Raw genomic sequence first — 22,052 nt, 5'->3', positions numbered from 1 at the left:
GCGGGCCGGTGCGCGCTCAGATAGCGGTCCTGCGCACCGCCCGTCCCGCCAGCACATCAGTGCGGCGCCCGTCCTCGATCACGAACCGGCCGTCGACCAGCACGTACGGGATGCCCGTCGGCAGCCTGCGCGGGTCGTCGTACGTCGAACCCGCCGCCACCGTCGCCGGGTCGAACAGGACCAGGTCGGCCCGGTGGCCCTCGCGGACCAGACCCCGGTCCGGCAGGCGCAGCCGGGCCGCCGGCCGGCCGGTGAGGTGCGCGACGCACTCCTCCAGCGACAGCACGCCCAACTCCCGTACGTAGTGGCCGAGATAGTGCGGGAAGGTGCCGTAGGCCCGGGGGTGCGGCTTGGTGCCCTGCAGGATGCCGTCCGAGCCGCCGGTGTGGACGCGGTGCCGCATGATCACCCGCACGTTCTCCTCGTGGCCGACGTGCTGCAGGATCGTCGTGCCGAGCCGGTCGGCCCTCAGCAGCCGGCGGGCCACCGTCCACGGCTCCTCGCCGCGCCGGGCGGCCGCGTCGCGGACCGTGTGGCCGACGTAGGAGGCGAGCGAGGGGTCGCCCACCCCGGAGATCTCGACGGTCTCCCACTCCACCGGCACCCCGTGGCAGCCGTCCGAGCCCTCCACCTCCAGATGGCGGCGGATCCACTCGGCCGTGTCGTCGTCCGCGAGCCGCTCGAGGATCGCCTCCGGGCCGCCCTCGCTCGCCCAGCCCGGCAGCAGGGCGACGAGGGTCGTGCAGCCCGGGGTGTAGGGGTAGGTGTCCAGTGTGATGTCGGCGCCCGCGGCCAGCGCGTCGTCCAGCAGCGCCAGCAGCTCGGGCGCGCGCCCCTCGTTCACGCCGAAGTTCATGGTGGCGTGCGCGAGATGCAGCGCGCAGCCCGCCTCCCGCGTCAGCTCCACCATCTCCGCGTACGCCTCGAGCGCGCCCGCGCCGTAGGAGCGGTGGTGCGGGCAGTAGTAGCCGTCGTAATGGGCCACCACCCGGCACAGCTCGGTCAGTTCGGCATCCTTCGCGTACATGCCCGGCGTGTACGTCAGGCCCGACGACAGCCCGACCGCGCCCTGCTCCAGCCCCTCGGCGACCAGCTGCCGCATCCGGTCCAGCTCCCGCGGCGTCGCCTCCCGGTCCTCCCAGCCGAGGACCAGCGCCCGCACGGTCCCCTGCGGGATCAGATAGGCCGCGTTGACGGCGATCCCGCGGTCCAGCCGGTCCAGGTACTCGCCGACCGTGCGCCAGTCGAAGTCGATGTCGTCGCCGTAGCCGTTCCAGCCGGCGATGGCCCGGCGGACCTCGCCCAGGGTGCGGTCGTCGACCGGCGCGTACGACAGGCCGTCCTGTCCCAGGACCTCCAGCGTCACGCCCTGCGCCGCCTTCGCGCTGTGGTCGGGGTCGCGCAGCAGCGCCAGGTCGCTGTGGGCGTGCATGTCGATGAAGCCGGGGGACAGGACCAGCCCCTCGGCGTCCAGCTCGCGCATGGCCCGCGGGCGCTGGCAGCCGGCGGCGGCCGCCTCCTTGACGATGGACACGATCCGGCCGTCGTCGATCACGACGTCCGCGCGGTAGGAGTCGGCGCCGGAGCCGTCGACGACGTCCGCGTCCCGGATGACGAGGTCTTCCACTCCGGCCTCCCTAGAAGAACGTACGGATGTAGTCGACGACCGTGCCGTCCGCCTCGGCCACCGGGATCAGCGGCCACTTGTCGAACGACGTGCACGGGTGCGAGAGCCCCAGGCCCACCCAGTCCCCGACCTCCAGCGCCGCCTCGGGGCCGGTACGCAGCCAGGCGTGCTGGTCGGACAGGCCGGTCACCTCGATCCCGGCCGCCGGGCGCTCCTCACCGTCCCGGCGTACCACCTGGGCCACCGGCAGGTCCAGGTCGTACGCCGCGTCCCGCTTGCCCGCGTTCAGGAACGCCTGCTCGGGCGTGGGGCGGGAGACGACCTGCGCCCACAGCCGGAAGGCAGGCTCCAGTGCGCCCTCGTCGGGGACCCGGTTGAACGGTGTGAGGCGGCGGTAGTGGCCGTCGTCGTGCGAGACATACGCCCCGGAGCGCAGGAGCTTCAGCACCGGCGCCGACAGGCCGGGGATCTCGGCGAACACCTCGGCGACCGCGTCGAACCAGGCGCTGCCGCCCGCGCTGACCACGATCTCGTCCAGGTCCGCGAACCGCCCCGCCTTGTCGAACTCGGCGGTGAGCGCCACCAGCCGCCGCAGCCACGCCGTCACCCGCTCGTGCGTCGCCTGCGGCACCTCGCCCTCGTACCCGGCGAGCCCGACGAGCCGCAGCGTGCGTACGGCCGCCACCGCGTCCGCGACCGCCGCGCACTCGGCGTCCGTGCGCACGCCGGTGCGCGCCTCGTCCCCGGCGGCCAGCTCCACGACGACGTCCAGCGGGCGGGTGGCGCCCGCGAGCGCCGCGTCCATCAGCTCGACCCCGCGCACGGAGTCGACGTAACAGATCAGCCGGAAGTCCGTGTCGGCGTCCTGCCGGTCCGCGATCCAGCGCAGGGCGGCCGGGTCGACCAGCTCGTTGGCGAGGAACACCCGCTGGATCCCGTAGGCCCGCGCCACGCGCACCTGGTGGGGCACGGCGAGCGTGATGCCCCACGCGCCGTGCTCGATCTGCCGCTGGAACAGCTGCGGGGCCATGGAGGTCTTGCCGTGTGGCGCGAAGGCGAGCCCGTGCCGGGCCGCGTAGGTCTCCATCAGCCTCAGGTTGTGCTCCAGGCGCTCGGCTGACAGCGCCAGCACGGGCGTGGCGAAGCCGTCGGTGAACAGGTTGCGGCGCTGGGCGGCCAGCTCGCCGACCCTCAGGCCGTCCGCGTCCGGCGGGAGGCCCTTGAAGCGGTGGTCGACCCGTTCGTCGGCCAGGCGGGCGAGAGCGTCGCTGCTCATGAGAGCCTCCGTGATCAGGTGCGTTGCATTTACTGCAACGCTCATTGCGTATGTCGCTTACCGCTGTCTAACATCTCGGCCAACGCGGGGTCAACGAAAGCCGGCCCCCTCACCGAGGAGCTACGACCATCGTGACCAGGACAGCACCCCGCCATGCCCCCGACGTCGACGCCGTCGATGTCGTCGCGGTCGGCGAGTCCATGGTCACGTTCCTGCCCACCCGGCCAGGCCGCCTCGCCGACGTCTCGTCCTTCGACCGGGCGATCGGAGGCGCGGAGTCCAACGTCGCCTGCATGCTGGCCGCCGCCGGCCACCGCGTGCGGTGGGTCAGCCGGGTCGGCGCCGACGGCTTCGGCGACCACCTGGTCGAGGCCGTCGGCGCGTACGGCGTCGACGTCACGTCCGTCCACCGGGACCCGGCACGCCCCACGGGCGTGTACTTCCGCACCGCCGGGGAGCGCGGCACGGACGCGCACGAGGTGGCGTACTACCGGGCGGGCTCCGCGGCGTCCGCGATGTCCGTGTCCACGGTCGGCCTCCAAGCGGCCCGCTCGTGCCGGGTCCTGCACCTGTCGGGGATCACGGCGGCGCTGTCGGACGGCTGCCGGGAGCTGATGCGAGAGCTGACGGCTCCCGCCGCCGACCGGCCCCTGGTGTCGTTCGACGTCAACCACCGGCCGGGGCTGTGGCGTTCCTCAGACGGCCCCGGCGTGCTGCTGGAGCTGGCCCGCAGGGCGGACGTGGTGTTCGTGGGGGAGGACGAGGCGGAGGCCGCCTGGGGTGTCACGGGCGGTCCGCAGGCGATCCGCGCGCTGCTGCCGGAACCGGGGACGCTGGTGGTGAAGCAGGGCGAGCGGGGCGCCACGGCCCTCTCGGCCCCGGCATCGCCCGCCTTCGTCCCGGCCCTCCACGTGGACGTCGTGGCGACCACCGGCGCCGGTGACGCCTTCGCCGCCGGATTCCTGCACGCCACCCTCCGGGACCTCCCGACGAAGGCCCGTCTCCGCCACGCCCACCTCTGGGCCGCCGCCGCCCTCACCACCCCCGGCGACCTCACCACGCCCCCCGCCCCCGCACACGCCGACCGGCTCGCCGCCGTCGACGACGGGACATGGGGGACACTTCGACTCGGCCCCGGCTGGACGCAAGCCGAGCAGGCCGAAGAGGAGGTACCCGCCCCATGAGCCAGACCGTCGACCGCGCCCTGAGCATCCTGCCGCTGCTCGCCGAGGGCCCCGCCGACCTCGGACAGGTCGCCGACCGCCTCGGCGTCCACAAGTCGACCGCCCTGCGCCTGCTGCGCACCCTGCACGAGCACGGCCTGGTCTACCGCCAGTCCGACCAGCGCTACCGGCTCGGCGCCCGCCTCTTCGCCCTCGCCCAGGAGGCGATGGAGAACCTCGACATCCGCGAGATCGCCCACCCCCACCTCGCGCGCCTCAACGAGAACTGCGGCCACACCGTCCACCTCGCCGTCTACGAGGAGAACGAGGTCCTCTACATCGACAAGGTGGACAGCCGCTACCCGGTGCGCATGTACTCGCGGATCGGCAAGCCCGTCGCCATCACGGTCGCCGCCGTCGCGAAACTGCTCCTCGCCGACCTGCCCGAGCACGAGCGCCGCGCCGTCGCGGAGAAGCTCGACTACCCCTTGTACACGGCCCGTTCGACACCGAACGCCGACGCCTTCCTCAAGGAGCTGGCCAAGGTGCGCGAACAGGGCTGGGCCACCGACCTCGGTGGCCACGAGGAGTCCATCAACTGCGTCGCCGCACCCATCCGCGGCGCCGACGGCCGGGTGGTCGCCGCGATGTCGGTGTCCGCGCCGAACGTCGTCGTCACCGCCGACGAACTCCTCACCCTGCTCCCGCTGGTGCGCCGTACCGCGGACGCCGTCAGCGGCGAGTACTCCGGAAGAACGCCCGTAAAGGACCCCGAATGACGGACAAGATCGCGCTGACGCCGAAGACCCACACCACCCCGCCCGCGAAGTTCTCGCACGGGGTGAAGAAGGGCAACATCCTCCAGGTCGCCGGGCAGGTCGGCTTCCTCCCCGCCGAGGAGGGCAAGGCCCCGACGCCGGCCGGCCCCACCCTGCGCGAGCAGACCCTGCAGACCCTCGCCAACGTCAAGGCGATCCTCGAAGAGGGCGGCGCGAGCTGGGACGACGTGATGATGATCCGCGTCTACCTCACCGACGTGGACCACTTCGCCGAGATGAACGACATCTACAACGCCTACTTCGAGGAGCAGGGCCTCACCCAGCCGCCCGCCGCGCGCACCACGGTGTACGTCGGCCTGCCCGCCGGGCTCCTCATCGAGATCGACGCGCTCGCCGTCCTCGGCTGAGCCGCCGTCCGCAGGGGCGCTGACGCCCCCTCACCTCCCGCACGTCCGCACCCGGTACGGCGCCCCCACGGGCGCCGCGCCGCGATGCCCCCTGCCCGAAAGCACCATGCACTTACCGCGTCCACCACCCCCGCCCCCGTCCCCGTAGAGGACCACTGCGCATGTCCCTCTCCCTCGCCGCCTCCGCCCCCGCCGCGACGCCACCCCACACCGGCGGCCTCCTCCTGCTGATCGGCGGCACGCCCGGACTGCTCACGGTCGCCGCCGTGGGCATCGCCCTGCTGCTCTTCCTGATCATCAAAGTCAGACTCCAGCCGTTCGTCGCCCTCCTGACCGTCTCCATAGCCGTCGGCCTGCTGGCCGGCCTGTCCGTCACCGAACTGTTCGGCACGGTGCAGCGCTCCGAGGCCGTCTCCACCATCGAGACCGGCATGGGCGGCATCCTCGGCCACGTCGCGATCATCATCGGGCTGGGTACCATGCTGGGCGCCGTCCTGGAGGTCAGCGGCGGCGCCGAAGTGCTCGCCACGCGCCTGCTCGGCCTGTTCGGCGAACGCCGCGCCCCGCTCGCCATGGGCCTGACCGGCCTGATCTTCGGCATCCCGGTCTTCTTCGACGTCGGCATCTTCGTCCTGGCGCCGATCGTCTACGCCGCCGCCAAACGGTCCGGCAAGTCGATCCTCCTCTCCTGTCTCCCGCTCCTGGCCGGCCTGTCGATGACGCACGCCTTCCTGCCGCCGCACCCCGGCCCGGTGGCCGCCGCCGGCCTGCTGCACGTCGACCTCGGCTGGGTCATCCTCATGGGCGTCGTCTGCGGCATCCCGGCGGTCCTCGCCGCGTGGGCGTACGCCGCGTGGATCGGCAGGCGGATCTTCGTCGCCGTACCGCAGGACATGGTCGAGGCGGCGGCGGACGCCAAGCGCGCCGTCCTCGACGAACAGCGCGCCTCCGGCGTCGAACCCCGCGAGCAGCCGGTGCCGCTCGGCACGGTCCTCGCCATCATCGGTACGCCGCTGGTGCTGATCCTCGCCGCCACCTTCTCCTCGATCGCACTCGACCCTTCCACCCTCCGCTCGGTGATCGAGTTCTTCGGTCACCCCTTCGTCGCCCTCACCATCGCCCTGCTGCTGGCGTACTACCTGCTCGGCATCCGCCGCGGCTGGTCCCGCAAGTCCCTGGAGACCGTCTCGACAGCCTCGCTGAAGCCGATCGGCAACATCCTGCTGGTCGTCGGCGCGGGCGGGGTCTTCGGCGCCGTGCTGAAGGCGAGCGGGGTGGCGCAGGCGCTGTCGGACACGTTCCACGACGTGGGCCTGCCGGTGATCGTCCTGTCGTACCTGATCTCGCTCGTGCTGCGGGTCGCCCAGGGCTCGGCGACCGTCGCGATCGTGACGACGGCGGGTATCGTCGCACCGCTGCTGACGGAGGGTCACCACTCCCAGGCGTTCACGGCCCTCGTCATCATGGCCATCTCCGCGGGCTCCATTTTCGCCTCCCACGTCAACGACGGCGGCTTCTGGATGGTCGCCAAGTACTTCGGCATCAGCGAGCGGGACACGCTGAAGTCTTGGACGGTGCTGGAATCGGTGCTGTCGCTGGCCGGGTTCGCGGTGGCAGCGGCCGTGAGCCTCCTCGTATGACGATGCCTCGTATAACGATGCAGGGGCTGACTGTGTGCGACACAGGATCGTCGACCATACTGCTCGGCTGTGGAGCAGCGCATAGGTGAGAGCAGCCGGCCCCTGAAGGCCGAGGCCCTGAAGGCCGAGCCCGTGACGGGCGCCGGGTTCGACCCGGCGTTCGTCCCCGGCCTCACGTCGCCGGTGTCCGAGAACGCCGAAAAGGCACAGGACGCTGAGCCGGAGACGGCCGAGGAGACTACGGAGCCGGAGGAGGTGATGCCCGTGGAGGACGTTTCCGAGGACGGGTCCGGCGACGGTGCCGGTGAGGACGACGCGCCCGCCGACGGCCCCGTCTTCGAGGCCGCCGACCGCCGCGCGCGGATCGTCGCCGACCATCGGGGCGTACGCCTGTCCCTCGACGACCAGGCGTGCGAGTTCCGTTGGGACGAGATCGGCGCGGTGGAGACGGAGACGGCCCGCTTCGGCAAGCGGTTCACGGTCACCGTGTACACGCCCGAGCGCCGCTGGTACCCGATCGAGATCGAGGCCAGGTCCCGCGCCGACTTCGCGACATGGGAGGCGGAACTGGACGCGGTCCTCGACGCGTACTTCGAAGAGGACACGGAAGCGGAAGCGGAAACCGGGTCCGCGACGGACGGCGACGACTAGGGCCTCTCGTTTGGATCATGCCGGGCTCGCGGGGTCTGGCACCGCGCCTCGCCGCGTTGTCGTCGGTTGCCATGGCTCCGCCATGGCGCCCTCCTCCGCCTTGCGATCCACGGCACCAGACCCCGCTCCCTGACCCGGCCTGATCCAAACGAAAGACCCTAGGCCCTCTTGCCGCCCCGCCGCCTTTGGGCTTTCTTTGCCCTCATGGCGGACACCACTGGACACCCCACAGACACTCAGGTCCCGGCCCCCCCACTGCGCAAGGCGAGTTGGCGCCACATCGGCCCCGGCATCGTGGTCGCCGCCACCGGTGTCGGGGCCGGTGACCTGGTGGCCACGCTCATCGCCGGCAGCAACTTCGGCTACACGCTGCTGTGGGCGGCCGTGGTCGGCTGCCTGGTGAAGATCTCCCTCGCCGAGGCGGCCGGCCGCTGGCACCTGTCCACCGGCCGCACCCTCTTCGACGGCTGGGCGAGCCTCGGCCGCTGGACCGGCTGGTTCTTCGGCGTCTACGCCGTCGTCTGGGGCTTCGTCTACGGCGCGGCGGCGATGTCGTCCAGCGCGCTGCCGCTGCAGGCGCTGTTCCCGCACGTGATGGACCTGACGTGGTGGGGCGTGGCCTGCGGCCTGGTCGGTCTCGTCTTCGTCTGGTTCAACCAGTACGCCGTCTTCGAGAAGGTCATGACGCTCCTGGTCGGCGTCATGTTCGTGGTGACGGTGTACCTGGCGATCCGCGTCACGCCCCACCTGGGGGACGCGGTGGCCGGACTCGTCCCCGTGCTGCCCGACGAGAAGGACTCCGTCCTCAACACCCTCGGCCTGATCGGCGGCGTCGGCGGCACCATCACCCTCTCCGCGTACGGCTACTGGGTCAACGCCAAGGGCTGGACCGACACCGGCTGGATGAAGGTCATGCGGCTGGACAACCGCGTCGCCTACGCCACCACCGGCATCTTCGTCGTGGCGATGCTGTTCGTCGGCGCGGAGCTGCTGCACTCGGCGAACGTGGCCCTGGCGAGCGGCGACAAGGGCCTGATCCAGCTCGGCGACATCCTGGAGCAGGAGTACGGCCCTGCCACCGCGAAGTTCTTCCTGATCGGCTTCTTCGCCACCTCCTTCACCTCCCTCATCGGCGTCTGGCACGGCGTCAGCCTGATGTTCGCCGACTTCGTGGCCCGGCTGCGGGCCGGCCGGGCACAGGCGGCGGGCGAGGAGGCCGCGGCGGGGGAGGAGGCCGTGACGGGCGAGGCGGTCGCCTCGGGCGCGCGGGAACGCTCCTGGCCGTTCCGCGCCTACCTCCTGTGGCTGACCTTCCCGCCCATCGTCCTGCTCTTCCAGGGCCAGCCCTTCCGCCTGGTCATCCTCTACGGCGTGCTGGGCGCGGCGTTCATGCCGTTCCTGGCGCTGACCCTGATCTGGCTTCTGAACTCCGCCCGCACGCCCCGCCACTGGCGCAACGGCCCGCTCAGCAACGCGATGCTGGCCGTGGCGGGGCTGTTGTTCCTGGTCCTGTGCGTGAAGCAGGTCTGGGACCAGCCGTGGTCGGAGTTCTTCTAGGACCGGTCCCGGGTCATCAGCGCCAGCGCGGGCTGAGGGCGATCTCCCTCAGCTGCCGGATGGTCAGCGCCGGAGTGGCGCGGGTGGCCGCGTCGTGCTGCGAGCCGGAGTTGAAGGCGCTGATGACGACCCGCAAGCCGTCCGTGCGCATGGTGTCGACGGTCCACATGACGACGCCCTCGCCGCCCTTCTCCCCGGGGCCCTGGTGCACGGCGACCTGCGTGCCGTCGGGCAGCGTCTCGTCTCCGGAGCCGAAGAGGTCGCCGCGCGCGTCGCCGAAGTTCGGCTGCACGTTGACCTGCACCAGGCTCCTGCCCTTGCCGTCGTCGAGGACGGCGTAGGCGAAGTCGCCGTCCTCACCGCTCTTGTCGACGACCTTCAACTTCTTGGGCAGCAGGGAGAGCAGCTTGGTGCGGGCGTGCAGCTCGGCGCCGGGGTCCGTGGGGTCGGCGGCGGGGCGGTGGGGATCGCGCGGGAGGGCGTCGACGAGGGGCCGCCAGTCCTTCGCCGAGGCGAGCCGGGTCAACGCGGCCGGGTCCAGCGGAGGCTCGTCCCGGCTGACGGCCGCGTCCTTCTCGGCGGGCGCGTTCCACTCCATCACGGCGACGTGCTGACCGGTCGGCGTGATCAGGTCGGCGGTCCAGTTCTTGGTGTCCACACGCCGGTCGGGATACTCGTAGCCCTGGAGGATCCTGATCACCGAGCCGTCCGCGAGGTGGTTCGTCACGCAGGAGTCGTACGGGATGTAGACCTTGTCCGGGCACTGCACCGCCTGCCGCGCGTCCAGCCCGCCCGGCTCCACCTTGTTGAGGCTGACGGACAGGGCGGCGGCCCCCTTGCCGTCGTCGTAGACGACGGAGGCGAGGGGGAACACCCCTGGCCCCTCCTCGGATCCGCGCCCCCCCTTCTTGCTGAACTTGCCGTGGGGCAGCAGCCGTTCGAGGGTCTGGAGCATCTGCTGTTTGGTGACGCCCGTGGCCGTCGTGCCCTTGGCCGGCTGCGGCTTGCCGGCGGCGGCGGACAGCTCCGGGGCCGCGGGGGAGTCCTGGCCCCACGGCACGAGGAGCACCCCGCCCACCCCGGCGAGCGCGACACCGGCCACGCCGCCGAGGACGGCGGCCCGGCGCCGCAGCCGCAGCCGCCGGCCCCGCCGCGCGCCGGCGGCGGCGAGGGCGTTCCGGTCGGTCTCGAAGGAGCCGCCGGTCTGGTGCAGGACGGCGGAGAGCCGGTCCTCGAAGGGGTCGTTGTGCGGATCGCTGTGGGGGTCGTTGTGCTGGTCGAGGGGCATGGCAGAACCACCGTTTCCGCGAGGTGGATGGATGAAGGTCGAGTCGGAGGGGGCTCAGGGCCGGGCGTACGCGCCGATGTCCTCGCCCAGCAGCTCCCGCAGCCGCGCCAGCGCCCGCACACACCGGGTCCGCACGGACGCCGGACTGGCGCCCAGCACAACGGCGGTCTCCTGGACGGACCGGTCCTCCCAGTACCGCAAGACGACCACCGCCCGGTCCTTGGCGGGCAGCTGTGCGAGCGCGTCGAGCAGCGTCAGCCGCAACGGCGTGTCGCCCGCGGCGTACGGCGTCTCCGGCACCGCGGCGGTCACCCGTTCCCCGCTGCTGCGCCGCCGTTGGTGGGCGAGGAAGGTCCGGGTGAGCACGGTCTGGGCATAGGCGGCCGGGTTGTCGGCGCGACAGACGCGTCCCCAGCGGACGTAGATCCGCCCGAGTGTCTCCTGGACGAGGTCCTCGGCGAGGTGCGTGTCCCCGGCGGTGAACAGACACGCCGACCGGTACAGATGGCCCGCCCGCACCGCCGCGAACTCCGCGTAGTCCTCAGCGCGGGCCTGTCTCATCTGCTCCCCCTGGTCGTTGCGTCACTCATGGCGAGGCCGGTGCGTGCGCTGCCTCCACCTCATCGATGCGGTGGGGAGCGGAAATGTTTCACCCCGTCCCGGGTTTCGTGTAGAGGACTTCGCGGGCCTGTGCCGCGGCGCGGGCGATGGCCTCGGAGACGAAGTCGACGAAACGGGCGATGTTCTCCAGACGGGTGGCCGCCGGAGTGCCCGGGCCGAGGACGTCGACGCCCTGGCGCGCGGTGTCGGCGAGCTGGGCGGTGCCGCGGGCGCTGGCCATCATCGACTGGTACCAGACGTCGTCGTCGACGACGTAGCGCTCGCGCCGGCCTTCCTGGCGTTCGCGGCGCACGAGGCCCTGGCTCTCGAGGAACGCGATCGCCTTCGACACGGACGCCGGACTGACCTCGAGGCGCCGGGCGAGTTCGGCCGCGGTGAGGCTGCCCGCGTCGGTGGTGTAGAGGCAGGTCAGCACCCGGGCCATCATCCTGGGCAGGCCCTGGTGCATGAGGAGGGTCGTGAACATCTCCTCGTACGCGCGCACGGCGTCGGCGTCGCGACCGTGGGCCTGCACAGGCGTGCGCGGTGTGCGGGGCGCGGTCTGCCTGCGCCGGTGGGCGCGCTGCTCGGTGGCACGGTGGGCGAGGTCGGCGCGGTAGGCGCTGGGTCCGCCGTTGCGCATCACCTCGCGCGTGACCGTCGAGGTCGGGCGGTCCAGGCGCCGGGCGATCTCCGCGTAAGGGAGCCCGTCGGCCAGTCCCAGCGCGATCTGCTGACGTTCCTGCTGGGTGAGTCTGCCTCCCGGCATCACGGCCTCCTTCGTGCTCCGTAGGAAGCTCAGCGTAGCGTTCACGGTCATCTCATTGCAACGGAATCTGACAGTCCGTTGCATTGCCGTCAGAACCGTTGCAACGAAATAGGCTATTTGACCTGCGAGTACGACGACTGACTGCAACGAACTCGTTGCCAAACCCCCGAACGCAACGTAGCGTTTCCTTCATCGGAAACAGTGAGTCGAAGGAGAGCGCGATGCAGAAGTTCGCCACCCCCGCCCCGGTCGCGGTCGTCGTCGACATCCCCGCCGGACGCATCCAGTTCATCGCCGCCGACCGGGCCGACACCGTGGTCGAGGTGCTGCCCGCGAACGCCGCGAAGAGCCGCGACGCGAAGGCCGCCGAGGGGACCACCGTCGAATACGGCGACGGTGTGCTGCGCATCGTGGCCTCCGAGGCGCAGAACCGGATCCTCGGCCCGTCCGGCAACGTCGAGGTGACGGTCCAGCTGCCGGCCGGCTCCCGCATCGAGGCGAAGGCCGCCGCCGCCGAGTTCCGGGGTGTGGGACGGCTCGGTGACGTCGTCTTCGAGGGCGCGCAGGGCCCGGTGAAGCTCGACGAGGCCGCGAGCGTACGCCTCACCGTGGCCGCCGGTGACGTCTCGGTCGGCCGGCTGGGCGGCCCGGCGGAGATCAGCGTGCAGAAGGGCGACATCCGCATCGCCGAGGCCGTGCGGGGCGTGGTCGCGCTGCGCACCGAGTCCGGTGACATCGCGGTCGACGCAGCACGCGGAGTCTCCGCCACCCTGGACGCCGGCACCGGCTACGGCCGGATCAGCAACGCGCTGAAGAACGCCGACGGCGCCGCAGCCGACCTCGACATCCGCGCGACCACGGCTTACGGGGACATCACGGCGCGCAGCCTGTAGGCGAACGGTCCCGGGGCCGGCCCTCGACCAGCCCTGTCACGCATTCCAGGCTCCCTTGGCCGCACGCCCGCCCTACCCGCGGGGGGCGGGGCCAAGAGGGCCGGACCAGTCGAGGCCTACGCCGCCCCCGCCCGGCGAGGCCTCGCGGCGGAGGCGACCGGGGAAGTGGCCGGCACAGTTCCACGCTTACGACCATTCCGTGGCTGGGTCTGGTGGGACCCGGCGCGTCAGCGGCCCGTGGCTCATCAGGGCGGGCGAGTGGGCGGCACGGTCGCCGGTGGAACAGCGTGCCGCTGATGCCCCCCGTCCATGACCTCCTCGTGAACCCGGATGCCCTCCACCGCCTTTACGGAAAGGCCCCGGATCTGAGCGCCGCCGTCCGTGTCCGCTCGGTGAACCTGGGCCCCTACGGCCTGAGTGGAATGACGGATCACGGCCTCCCGGAGTCGGGACCCGAGCGGCTCGGCGCCCTCCTGCGTCGCTCAATCGGGTACGCCTGCATAGCCCTGCGGGCCCTACCGGACCCTGGTCCCCGAAGACGCGATGCGATGGCGGGGCCCAGCGCGGCATCGGCACCGGGAACTGAGCCGGGGCGCACCCCGCTCGGATCACGCGAATCCGGCAGGGGCGCCCCCGGCAGCCCGGCCATCCGTCACGGCAAGGCGTGCACGTGCGCCCCCACCGCCGACGACCACGTGTTCCCCGCCGTCGCGTCCCAGTTCGTCGACCAGGTCATCGCACCCCGCAGGTCGGGGTACGTCTTGGACGGCTTGAAGGTGCCGCAGTTGGTCAGCTTCGTCAGGCAGTCCAGGGCGTTGTTCACCACCGTTGGGGAGACGTAGCCGCTGCCCGCCGCGCGGGTGGAGGCCGGGAGGCCGAGGCCCACCTGGGACGGCGACAGGCCGCCCTCGAGCTGGATGCAGGCCAGGGCCGTGAGGAAGTCGACCGTGCCCTGGCTGTAGACCTTGCCGTCGCAGCCCAGCATCGAACCGCTGTTGTAGTACTGCATGTTGACGACCGTGAGGATGTCCTTCACGTTCAGTGCCGTCTGGAAGTAGCCGGCGGACGTGGACTGCATGTCGATCGTCTGCGGGGCCATGGTGAGGATCAGGGACGGGCCCGCCTTCGCCGCGAGCGCCCTCAGCGCCTGCGTCATGTACGTGGCGTTCAGTCCGTTCTCCAGGTCGATGTCCACGCCGTCGAAGCCGTAGGTCTGCATCAGCGTGTAGACGGAGTCGGCGAAGTTCGCCGCGGACGCCGAGTCGCTGATCGACACCGTGCCGTTCTGGCCGCCCACCGAGACGATGACCTTCTTGCCGGCGGCCTGCTTGGCCCGGATGTCCGCCTTGAACTGGTCCACGGTGTAGCCGCCCAGGCCCGCCGAGTCCAGCGTGAAGCTCACGGCGCCCGGTGTGGTCGTCGCGTCCGCGAAGGCGACGGCGATGATGTCGTACGCGGCGGGCACGTCCGACAGTTTCTGCACGGTCGCGCCGTTGTTGAAGTTCTGCCAGTAGCCCGTCACCGCGTGCTTCGGCAGCCCTGTACCGCCGCCGCCGCCCCCGCCGCCGCCCCCGGTGCCGGCGGTCGTCGCCTGCACGGCCGCCGACCTCGCCGACTCACCGGCCGCGTTGGACGCCGTGACCTGGAAGGAGTACGACGTGGCGGCCGCGAGCCCGGAGACCGTGGCCGATGTGCCCGTCACCGACGCCGCCTTCGCGCCGTCACGGTAGACGGTGTACCCCGTCGCGCCCGACACCGCGTTCCAGGAGAGGGAGACGGAGGAGGACGTCGTACCGGAGACGGCCAGGCCCGCCGGAGCGGCGGGGACGGTCGGGGCCGGGTCGGTGCCTCCACCGCCGTCGGGACCGTACACCTGCACGTCGTCGGCGTAGTACGCCGCCTGGCCGTACCAGCCGTGCAGATACAGCGTCACCGAGGTCGTCGACGACCCGGTGGTGAACGTGGTGGTCAGCTGCTTCCACGTCGGCGAGTCCGGCGTCCAGGTCGAGACGTCGCTCGTGCCCGTGCCCGTCACGCCCAGGTAGGCGTACCCGCCCTGGACCCACGCGCTCAGGCTGTACGTCGAGTTCGGCTTGACGGCGACGGTCTGGGCGCACCGGGCGTTGTCCTGCCCGGCGGGCGTGGCCTTCAACGCGGCGGCACCGCCGTGCACGGGCGAGGAGACGGTCGCCCCGCTGCCGGCGGAGCAACTCCAGTCGCTCAGCCCGGACTCGAAGCCGGCGTTCCGGGCGTTGTTGACGTCCGCTGCGGACGCCTGGCCCGCACCGGCGAGGGTGAGAGCGAGGGCGGCGGTGACGGCACCGGACCAGAGCCGGGCCGATCGGTTGTGTGGGGACATGGGCATAAGTTGGTCCAGACCAATCCGCCCGTCAAGAGGTCCGGAGGGGATTTCTCCGACCCCTGGTGCGCCGTTAGGGTGCTGCGGTAGCCGTGCGGGGCTGCGAAGCTCCACGGCTGACGAGCCGTCGCAGCTTGACGAACGGGGATCTCGACATGCCGACCGCGATCGCAGTGACCAGCGCCGACATGGTCCTGCCGCCGCACGATCAGCAGACGCCGCCCGCGGTCACCCTGAGGGCGCCGGACGAGCAACCGCTGGAACAGGCTCTGACGGACCTGCAGCTCCTGCTCGAACAGCACGGCTACGTGATCATCGTCTACTCGTCCGCGACGCCGGTCGCGACGGAGCAGCGGCTGCACGCCATGCGCTCCATCCTGGAGAGCGACCGCATCGCCCTGTTCAAGTCGGATCTGCCCCCGTTGGGACTGGCCGTCCTGATCCGTCAGTTGCGGCAGTTGTCGGGCACCGACCTCAGCGCCGGTGTGGTCGCTTCCGCCGGTCGTCTGCTGACCCACTACATCCACGCCGGTGCCGTGCTGGGCTCCGTGACGAAGCTCGACAGGGTCCCGGTCAGCCTGAAGTCGCACGCGAAGTCCTGGGTGCCCGGCAGTCAGTTCGGCGTGGTGGCCCATCCCGCCCCGCAGCTCGTGAAGATCGGACCGGAGGCGAGCCTGACCGGCCCGGAGTTCGGTACCTGGCTTCTCGTTGCCAAAGGCCAGCTGCAGACGGACTGGGTCAACTCCACGCTCGCCGAGGCCTGGCAGGTCCAGGGCTTGCGGGAGGCGCAGCTGCCCGCCGAATCGGCGCGGTGGTGGGGGACCGGAAAGCTGGTGGAGTTCGCCACGTTTCTGCCCGATCTGCCGGTGCTGTACCAGCTCGTGACCTCGGTGCGCCAGGACCGCTGCCGCTGGTGCGGGCTGGAACTCATCGGCGACCGGTGCGTCTTCTGTTCCCTCACCCCGCCGGCCGGCGACGGCAGGGACTCCGCCGCGGTGTCCTGACCCGGAGCGGGCCGGCTCGCCACGACGCCCTCTCGTGGTGGGCCGGGGCGCCGAACCGGCCGGCGTGGCGCTCACCGGAGCCGGTCGGCCGCCGACGGCCGCACCGTCGAATCCACCGGCCGTCCGGGCCTGTTCGGGTTCGAGGAAGGTGCCGCCGTGCGGGACCGTCAGGACCCGGCGCGTCCCGGCCGGTGAGCGACCGCCGCCGGTCCGGCTTGGGGGCCGGTGTACGTCCGGCTCCTGATGTGTGTGCCGCCGCCGACGTTCTCCTCGGTGGCCCTGCCGGCGCTGACGCTCGGCCGACGGCCCCGCACGCCATTTCTCCAGGGGTCAAAACCGCCTGTACGCGGAGCACTTTGCGGGTGTTGCCCGGCGTAAGACATGGATAAGGTGCTGATGCGACTGAGCTGACAGTTGACGATCTGCGGCCCGCTCGGGGAGGGCGGGCCGGAGAATGAAACGGGGATCTTGACGTGATGCCAGCGATCGCGGTGACCGGCGCTGTGCGCTGCAGCGCTCCTTTATCGATCCCGGACGGGAACCGCAGGCCGCTCAGCGGTGTCATGTCCACCGTGGCACCCCGTATCCGGTGGCCTACGGAGTGTGCACGCCCTCGCCCGTGTCCGCTTCCACGTCCCCATCCGAGGTTGTCCGGTCCATGAACTCCCGCCAGCGCCGCGGCGTCATCCTGCTGCTCCTCTCCGTCCTCCTCGCTTTCGTCGCCTTCGCCGGCGTGTTCTCCGTCATCACCGATGCGAAGTCCAAGGTGGGGCCGGAGGTTTCCGCCTACCAGGTGAAGACGGACATAGCCCCCTACACCCAGCTCTCCGCGGCGCAGTTCGAGACGGTGCGGATGCCCAAGCGGTGGCTGTCGGAGAACGCCGTCACCGATCTGTCGGAAATCGACGGGAAAATCGCGGTCACCGGTCTGCGCAAGGGATCGCTGCTGCAGAGCGACATGATCGTCAAGCGTCCGGCCCTGGCGCCGGGTGAGCAGGAGATCGCCATCATGATCGACGCGGCCACGGGCGTCGCCGGCAAGATCACGCCCGGTTCCAAGGTCAACATCTTCGCCACCTTCGCCGGCGACGGCCGCTCCACTCCCGCCGAGTCCAAGATCATCGTCTCCAACGCCAAGGTCATCGACGTGGGCCGGCTCACCGCACTGGAAGGCAACGACGACAAGGGGACGAGCGTGAAGGAGGCGGTGCCGATCACCTTCGCACTCAACACGCTCGACGCCCAGCGCGTCGCGTACGCCGAGTCCTTCGCCCAGCACGTCCGCCTCGCACTGATCGCTCCCGGCAGCGACGCCTCGCTCAAGCCGGGGGAGCGCACCTATGAGCTCTCCAAGGACAAGTGAGGCCGGATGACCACGAGGATCCTGCCCGCCGTCGGTGACATCGACGCGGCACGGGCCGTCACCACCCTGCTCAGCCAGCTCCCCGACGCCGAGCCCGCCGCCCCGGTGCCGGATTCCACCCAGCTGATCGACACGCTCGCCAGGCTCGCCGGTGAGGCGCTGGACGAGCTGCCCGAAGTGGTGCTCGTCCATGAACGCATCGGTCCGGTGCCCGCGCTGGAGCTGATCCGGGAAGTCGCGCTGCGCTTCCCGGCCGTCGGCGTGGTGCTCGTCACGACGGACGCCGGCCCCGGACTGTTCTCCGCGGCCATGGACTCCGGTGCCCGGGGACTGGTGACCCTGCCCCTCAGTTACGAGGAGCTCGCCAACCGCGTCCAGTCCGCGTCCCAGTGGGCCGCCGGGGTCCGTCGCCACCTCGGCTCCGGTGGCGAGGTCGCGGCCGGCCCCGGTGGCGTCGTCGTCACCGTCTCCGGCGCCAAGGGCGGCGTCGGCACCACGCTCGCCGCCGTCCAACTGGCCTTAGCCGCCCAGGCGTCCGGACAGAGCGCCGCCCTCGTGGACCTGGATCTGCAGACCGGGGACATCGGTTCCTATCTGGATGTGCAGTTCCGCCGCTCGATCGTGGACCTCGCCGGCATCCAGGACATCACGCCCAGGGTGTTGCAGGACGCCGTCTTCGGTCACGAGTCCGGTCTGTCGCTGCTGCTCGCGCCGAAGGACGGAGAGCGGGGCGAGGAGGTCACCGACCGCTCCGTGCGGCAGGTCATCAGCTCCCTGCGCTCGCGTCACGCCGTGGTCGTCATCGACTGCGGCTCGCAGATGAACACCGCCAACGCCGCCGCCGTCGAGATGGCCGACACCGCACTGCTGCTCACCACGCCCGACGTGGTGTGCGTACGGGCCGCCAAGCGGTTGGTGCGGATGTGGACCAGGCTCCAGATCCGCAAGGCTGAGGAGACGACCGTCGTCGTCAACCGCTACAGCCGCGCCACCGAGATCCAGCCACCGCTGATCCAGAAGATCACCGGCACGCGTGTCGCCGGCACGACCGTGCCCGCCGCCTTCAAGGAACTGCAGGGCGCCGTGGACGCCGGCCGGCTGCACGATCTCGAGGCCAAGTCCACGGTGAAACAGGCGCTGTGGGGTCTCGCCGGTGAACTGGGCCTCGTGTCGGCCGACGCCATGGCGGGGAAGGGCCATCGAAGGAACCGCGGTGACCGTGGCTCGATCGGCCTGCGGCGGCGCGGCCGCGGCGAGGACACCCAGGGCCGGCCGGGCGGACACGGGTAGACCACGGGACCATCCACCAGGCGCACGACCAGACGAACGGCCGACGGACCACGTACACCACGAACGGCCACGGACGAGCAGGAACACGGAGTAGGGGGCGAAGTGTGTCATGAGAGTTCGAGTGGATGACCGCCGCCGCCGGGCAGGAGGACCGGCCCCGGCAGACGGCGGCCGGTTCCGCCGATGCCAGGTCAGGGACGACCGCGGTCAGGTGGCCATCGAGTTCACCAGCATGGCGCCGATCATCCTGGTCACCATCGTCCTGCTCTGGCAGGCCGCGCTGACCGGTTACGCCTTCGTTCTGGCCGGAAACGTGGCGGACAAGGCGGCCCGGGCCGGCGCCACCGCCGACACCGTCCAGGAGAGCCCGGACCAGGCCTGCCGGCGGGCCGGCCGCGAGGACCTGCCGGGCGGCTGGACCGCGCGCATCGACTGCCGCCCGGACGGCGACATGTTCCTGGTCGAAGCCCACGTCGACGTGCCGGTGCTCTTCCCGGGCGGAATGAACTTCCCCCTGACGATCACCAGCAAGGCCGCCGCCGCGAAGGAGAGCTGACCGTGCCCACCGCCGCCTTCGCCGCCCTCCGCAAGGCCCGCGCCGGCCGCAGGAAGCCACGGGACACCGGCCAGACCGCCATCGAGTACGTCGGTCTGCTGCCGGTGCTGCTCCTCGTCGCCCTTCTCGTCGTCCAGCTCGGCCTCGCCGTCTTCGCCGTCCAGCAGGCCGGCACGGCCTCCCGCGCCGCCGCCCGCGCGGCGTCGTACGACCACTTCGACCGGTCGTACGAGCACGCGGGCAGGGACGCGATGAGCGACTGGCTGGCAGGGGACGCCGAATTTGAACCCGACTTCCAGAGCGACGAGGTCACCGTCACCGCCAAGGTGCCGGTCCCCTCGCTGATCCCCGGCCTGCTGGACGGATTCACGGCCCGACGCAGCGCCACCATGCCCGTCGACGATCACTGACTCCGCACACCGCCGCCGACATCTGGTCCACCAGCCGCACAGGGAGATGACGACATGAGCCTGCGGGCGCGTCTCAACGGTTCCGAGCAGCCCTCCAACGGGCTGACCGAAGAGAGCCGTCTCGTCTCCGCCTACCGCGCCAAGCTGCTCGAGGAGATCGACCTCGCGGAGATGTCCGCGCTGCAGGCCTCCGAGCGGCGCATCCGCCTCGAGCGGGTGCTCGGCCACATCATCAGCCGTGAGGGCCCCGTCCTGTCCACGACCGAACGCGCCCAGCTCATCCGGCGCGTCGTGGACGAGGCCCTCGGCCTCGGCATCCTCGAACCGCTGCTGGAGGACGCCTCCATCAGCGAGATCATGGTCAACGGACCCGACCAGGTCTTCGTGGAGCGCGGCGGACGGCTGGAGATGCTGCCGTTGCGCTTCGCCTCCAACGAGCAGCTCATGCAGACCATCGAACGCATCGTGTCCACGGTCAACCGGCGCGTGGACGAGGCGAACCCCATGGTCGACGCCCGACTGCCGTCCGGAGAGCGCGTCAACGTCATCATTCCACCGCTCTCCCTGAGCGGCCCCGTGCTGACCATCCGGCGCTTCCCGCGGGCGTTCACCCTCCAGGAGATGATCGGCCTCGGCTCACTGGACGAGCAGATGACGCTGCTGCTGGCCGGCCTGGTGCGTGCCAAGTTCAACGTCATCGTCTCCGGCGCCACCGGCACCGGTAAGACCACGCTGCTCAACGCGCTGTCGGGACTCATCCCGGACGGCGAGCGCATCGTCACCATCGAGGACTCCGCCGAGCTCCAGCTCCAGCAGTCCCACGTCATCACCCTCGAGAGCCGCCCCCCGAACGTCGAGGGCAAGGGGCGGATCACCATCCGCGACCTGGTGCGCAACTCCCTGCGTATGCGCCCCGACCGCATCATCGTCGGTGAGGTCCGCGGCGGGGAGACCCTCGACATGCTCCAGGCCATGTCCACCGGCCACGACGGCTCCCTCGCCACCGTCCACGCCAACTCCGCCGAGGACGCGCTGATGCGACTGCAGACCCTGGCGTCGATGTCCGAGGTGGAGATCCCGTTCGTCGCGATCAAGGACCAGATCAACAGCGCGGTGGACGTGATCGTGCAGCTCACCCGGCACGCCGACGGCTCCCGCAAGATCACCGAGATCGCCATCGTCGACTCGCACGGCCGGGAGGACTACCGCATCGTCTCCGTCTGCCGCTTCGACGCACAGCCCCTGTCGTCCGACGGCCTCGTGCACGGCCGCTTCAGCTACCACCCCCTGCCGCGCAGGGTCGCGGAACGGCTCTACATGCGCGGGGAACCGATCCCGCCGGCCTTCGGCGTCGCCCAGTCGGAGGACCAGTTGTCCCTCCGCAGAACCACCGGCTGACCCACCCACCCACCGTCCCCACACCGCCCCGCGTTCCCCGAGAAGGCACCGCTCGCCATGGACAACCTCCCTCTGCTGACCATCGGCGTCACACTGATCGCCTGTGTGATCGCCGTCATCGGTGTGCACACCTACTTCGCCGGCAAGGAACAGCAGCACGTGCTGTACGAGCGGATGGCGCAGACCGGTGAGATCCTCCTGCCCGGCCGGCAGCGCAGATTCCGGGGCATCGACCGGCGGTTCCGCCGGACCCGGCTCGGCAAGCGCGTGGAACGCAAGCTCGGCACGACCGGCTTGGACCTCACGGTCGGTGAGTACGTCGTCTACGTCGTCGCGGCGGTCGTCGTCCTGTACTTCATCGTCGGCACGGTCTTCGCGCCGTTCTTCGGACTGCTCGCGGCGCTGCTCGGACTCTGGGGCGGCAACGCCTTCCTCAACTACCAGATCGCAAAACGCACAGAGGCGTTCATCGGCCAGTTGCCCGAACTCACCCGAGTCCTCGCCAACGCCACCCAGGCCGGCCTCGCCCTGCGCACCGCCATCGCCATGGCCGCCGACGAACTCGACGACCCCGCCGGTGAGGAGTTCCGCAAGGTCGCCGACCAGCTGGCCGTCGGCCGCAGCCTCGAAGACGCTCTGGCCGACCTGGCCGACCGCCTTCCGTCGCGCGAGCTGAAGGTGCTCGTCTCCACCCTCGTCCTGTCCAACCGGGCCGGCGGCACCATCGTCTCCTCGCTGCGCAACCTCACCCAGACGCTGGAGGAACGCAAGGAGACCCGCCGCGAGGTCGCCACCCAGCTGTCCCAGGTGAAGGTCACCGCGATCGCCGTCCCCCTGCTCGGCTTCGGCTTCCTGCTGATCCTCAACGGCATGCGCGACGGGGCGCTCGACGACATGACCGGGGCCACCGTCGGAAAGATCGCCGTCATCGTCGCCTCCGGTCTCTACGGGCTCGGGTTCTTCCTCATCAACCGGATGACCCGTATCCGCGTCTGACGCCGCCCCCACGAAAGGAGGAGAAC

20 protein-coding genes are annotated in these 22,052 nt (G+C 71.1%); 14 read left to right on the top strand and 6 right to left on the bottom strand.

Annotation, left to right across the window (positions count from 1 at the left end):
* Nucleotides 1–16: 16 nt before the first annotated feature.
* Together ACF1GV_RS23175 and ACF1GV_RS23170 are read right to left on the bottom strand one after the other, a co-directional pair.
* Nucleotides 17–1,627, bottom strand: a complete 1,611-nt coding sequence (locus tag ACF1GV_RS23175; protein ID WP_391683912.1) for an amidohydrolase family protein — start codon at nt 1,625–1,627, stop codon at nt 17–19.
* Nucleotides 1,628–1,637: 10 nt separating this feature from the next.
* Nucleotides 1,638–2,903 (bottom strand): amino acid deaminase, encoded by a 1,266-nt coding sequence (locus ACF1GV_RS23170; RefSeq protein WP_391683909.1) that lies wholly within the window; start codon nt 2,901–2,903, stop codon nt 1,638–1,640.
* Between the two features lie 131 nt (nt 2,904–3,034).
* Between ACF1GV_RS23170 and ACF1GV_RS23165 the strand changes: the two genes are divergently transcribed.
* The 6 genes from ACF1GV_RS23165 (at nt 3,035) to ACF1GV_RS23140 (ending at nt 9,100) form a co-directional block, all read left to right on the top strand.
* Nucleotides 3,035–4,087 (top strand): sugar kinase, encoded by a 1,053-nt coding sequence (locus tag ACF1GV_RS23165; RefSeq protein WP_391683907.1) that lies wholly within the window; start codon nt 3,035–3,037, stop codon nt 4,085–4,087.
* Complete coding sequence (locus ACF1GV_RS23160) at nt 4,084–4,845, top strand: IclR family transcriptional regulator (protein WP_391683905.1); 762 nt, start codon at nt 4,084–4,086, stop codon at nt 4,843–4,845. The genes ACF1GV_RS23165 and ACF1GV_RS23160 overlap by 4 nt, the downstream gene beginning before the upstream one ends.
* Nucleotides 4,842–5,252, top strand: coding sequence for a RidA family protein (locus ACF1GV_RS23155; RefSeq protein ID WP_391683902.1), 411 nt, complete (start codon nt 4,842–4,844; stop codon nt 5,250–5,252). Before ACF1GV_RS23160 ends, ACF1GV_RS23155 begins: the two co-directional genes overlap by 4 nt.
* Before the next feature lie 161 nt (nt 5,253–5,413).
* Nucleotides 5,414–6,892, top strand: coding sequence for a GntP family permease (locus tag ACF1GV_RS23150; protein WP_391683900.1), 1,479 nt, complete (start codon nt 5,414–5,416; stop codon nt 6,890–6,892).
* A 69-nt stretch (nt 6,893–6,961) separates the two neighbouring features.
* Nucleotides 6,962–7,543 (top strand): hypothetical protein, encoded by a 582-nt coding sequence (locus tag ACF1GV_RS23145; protein WP_391683897.1) that lies wholly within the window; start codon nt 6,962–6,964, stop codon nt 7,541–7,543.
* Nucleotides 7,544–7,747: 204 nt separating this feature from the next.
* Nucleotides 7,748–9,100, top strand: a complete 1,353-nt coding sequence (locus ACF1GV_RS23140) for an Nramp family divalent metal transporter (protein WP_391683895.1) — start codon at nt 7,748–7,750, stop codon at nt 9,098–9,100.
* A 16-nt stretch (nt 9,101–9,116) separates the two neighbouring features.
* On the opposite strand, the gene ACF1GV_RS23135 is transcribed toward ACF1GV_RS23140, so the two are convergent.
* From ACF1GV_RS23135 to ACF1GV_RS23125, 3 genes are all read right to left on the bottom strand, one after another.
* Entirely contained in the window at nt 9,117–10,388 is a 1,272-nt protein-coding gene (locus ACF1GV_RS23135) for a hypothetical protein (protein ID WP_391683893.1), read from the bottom strand.
* Nucleotides 10,389–10,442: 54 nt separating this feature from the next.
* The gene (locus ACF1GV_RS23130) at nt 10,443–10,949 is read right to left on the bottom strand and encodes a SigE family RNA polymerase sigma factor (protein ID WP_391683890.1); all 507 of its coding nucleotides are present in this window, start codon (nt 10,947–10,949) and stop codon (nt 10,443–10,445) included.
* Nucleotides 10,950–11,037: 88 nt separating this feature from the next.
* The gene (locus ACF1GV_RS23125; RefSeq protein ID WP_391683887.1) at nt 11,038–11,757 is read right to left on the bottom strand and encodes a helix-turn-helix domain-containing protein; all 720 of its coding nucleotides are present in this window, start codon (nt 11,755–11,757) and stop codon (nt 11,038–11,040) included.
* Between the two features lie 221 nt (nt 11,758–11,978).
* Here ACF1GV_RS23125 and ACF1GV_RS23120 point away from each other — a divergent pair, with 221 nt between their 5' ends.
* On the top strand, nt 11,979–12,650 hold the full coding sequence (locus ACF1GV_RS23120; RefSeq protein ID WP_391683884.1) for a DUF4097 family beta strand repeat-containing protein: 672 nt from the start codon (nt 11,979–11,981) through the stop codon (nt 12,648–12,650).
* A gap of 652 nt (nt 12,651–13,302) precedes the next feature.
* On the opposite strand, the gene ACF1GV_RS23115 is transcribed toward ACF1GV_RS23120, so the two are convergent.
* Nucleotides 13,303–15,009, bottom strand: a complete 1,707-nt coding sequence (locus ACF1GV_RS23115; RefSeq protein ID WP_391683880.1) for a chitinase — start codon at nt 15,007–15,009, stop codon at nt 13,303–13,305.
* 155 nt (nt 15,010–15,164) lie between these two features.
* Here ACF1GV_RS23115 and ACF1GV_RS23110 point away from each other — a divergent pair, with 155 nt between their 5' ends.
* The 7 genes from ACF1GV_RS23110 (at nt 15,165) to ACF1GV_RS23080 (ending at nt 22,026) form a co-directional block, all read left to right on the top strand.
* Nucleotides 15,165–16,013 carry a hypothetical protein gene (locus ACF1GV_RS23110; RefSeq protein ID WP_391683878.1) on the top strand — a complete coding sequence of 283 codons (849 nt, stop codon included), beginning with the start codon at nt 15,165–15,167 and terminating at the stop codon, nt 16,011–16,013.
* Between the two features lie 658 nt (nt 16,014–16,671).
* Entirely contained in the window at nt 16,672–17,376 is a 705-nt protein-coding gene (gene cpaB / locus ACF1GV_RS23105) for a Flp pilus assembly protein CpaB (RefSeq protein WP_391683875.1), read from the top strand.
* A gap of 6 nt (nt 17,377–17,382) precedes the next feature.
* On the top strand, nt 17,383–18,666 hold the full coding sequence (locus tag ACF1GV_RS23100) for a CpaE family protein (RefSeq protein ID WP_391683873.1): 1,284 nt from the start codon (nt 17,383–17,385) through the stop codon (nt 18,664–18,666).
* 211 nt (nt 18,667–18,877) lie between these two features.
* Nucleotides 18,878–19,222, top strand: coding sequence for a hypothetical protein (locus tag ACF1GV_RS23095; RefSeq protein ID WP_391683870.1), 345 nt, complete (start codon nt 18,878–18,880; stop codon nt 19,220–19,222).
* 2 nt (nt 19,223–19,224) lie between these two features.
* Complete coding sequence (locus ACF1GV_RS23090; RefSeq protein WP_391683867.1) at nt 19,225–19,632, top strand: TadE/TadG family type IV pilus assembly protein; 408 nt, start codon at nt 19,225–19,227, stop codon at nt 19,630–19,632.
* Between the two features lie 54 nt (nt 19,633–19,686).
* Nucleotides 19,687–21,030, top strand: a complete 1,344-nt coding sequence (locus ACF1GV_RS23085; RefSeq protein WP_391683864.1) for a CpaF family protein — start codon at nt 19,687–19,689, stop codon at nt 21,028–21,030.
* A 57-nt stretch (nt 21,031–21,087) separates the two neighbouring features.
* Entirely contained in the window at nt 21,088–22,026 is a 939-nt protein-coding gene (locus ACF1GV_RS23080; RefSeq protein WP_391683862.1) for a type II secretion system F family protein, read from the top strand.
* The last annotated feature ends 26 nt before the right edge of the window (nt 22,027–22,052 follow it).

Source organism: Streptomyces sp. NPDC014006, assembly GCF_043088925.1.
In the GTDB taxonomy this organism is placed as follows: domain Bacteria; phylum Actinomycetota; class Actinomycetes; order Streptomycetales; family Streptomycetaceae; genus Streptomyces.
This window is presented reverse-complemented; position numbering and strand designations above follow the sequence as displayed.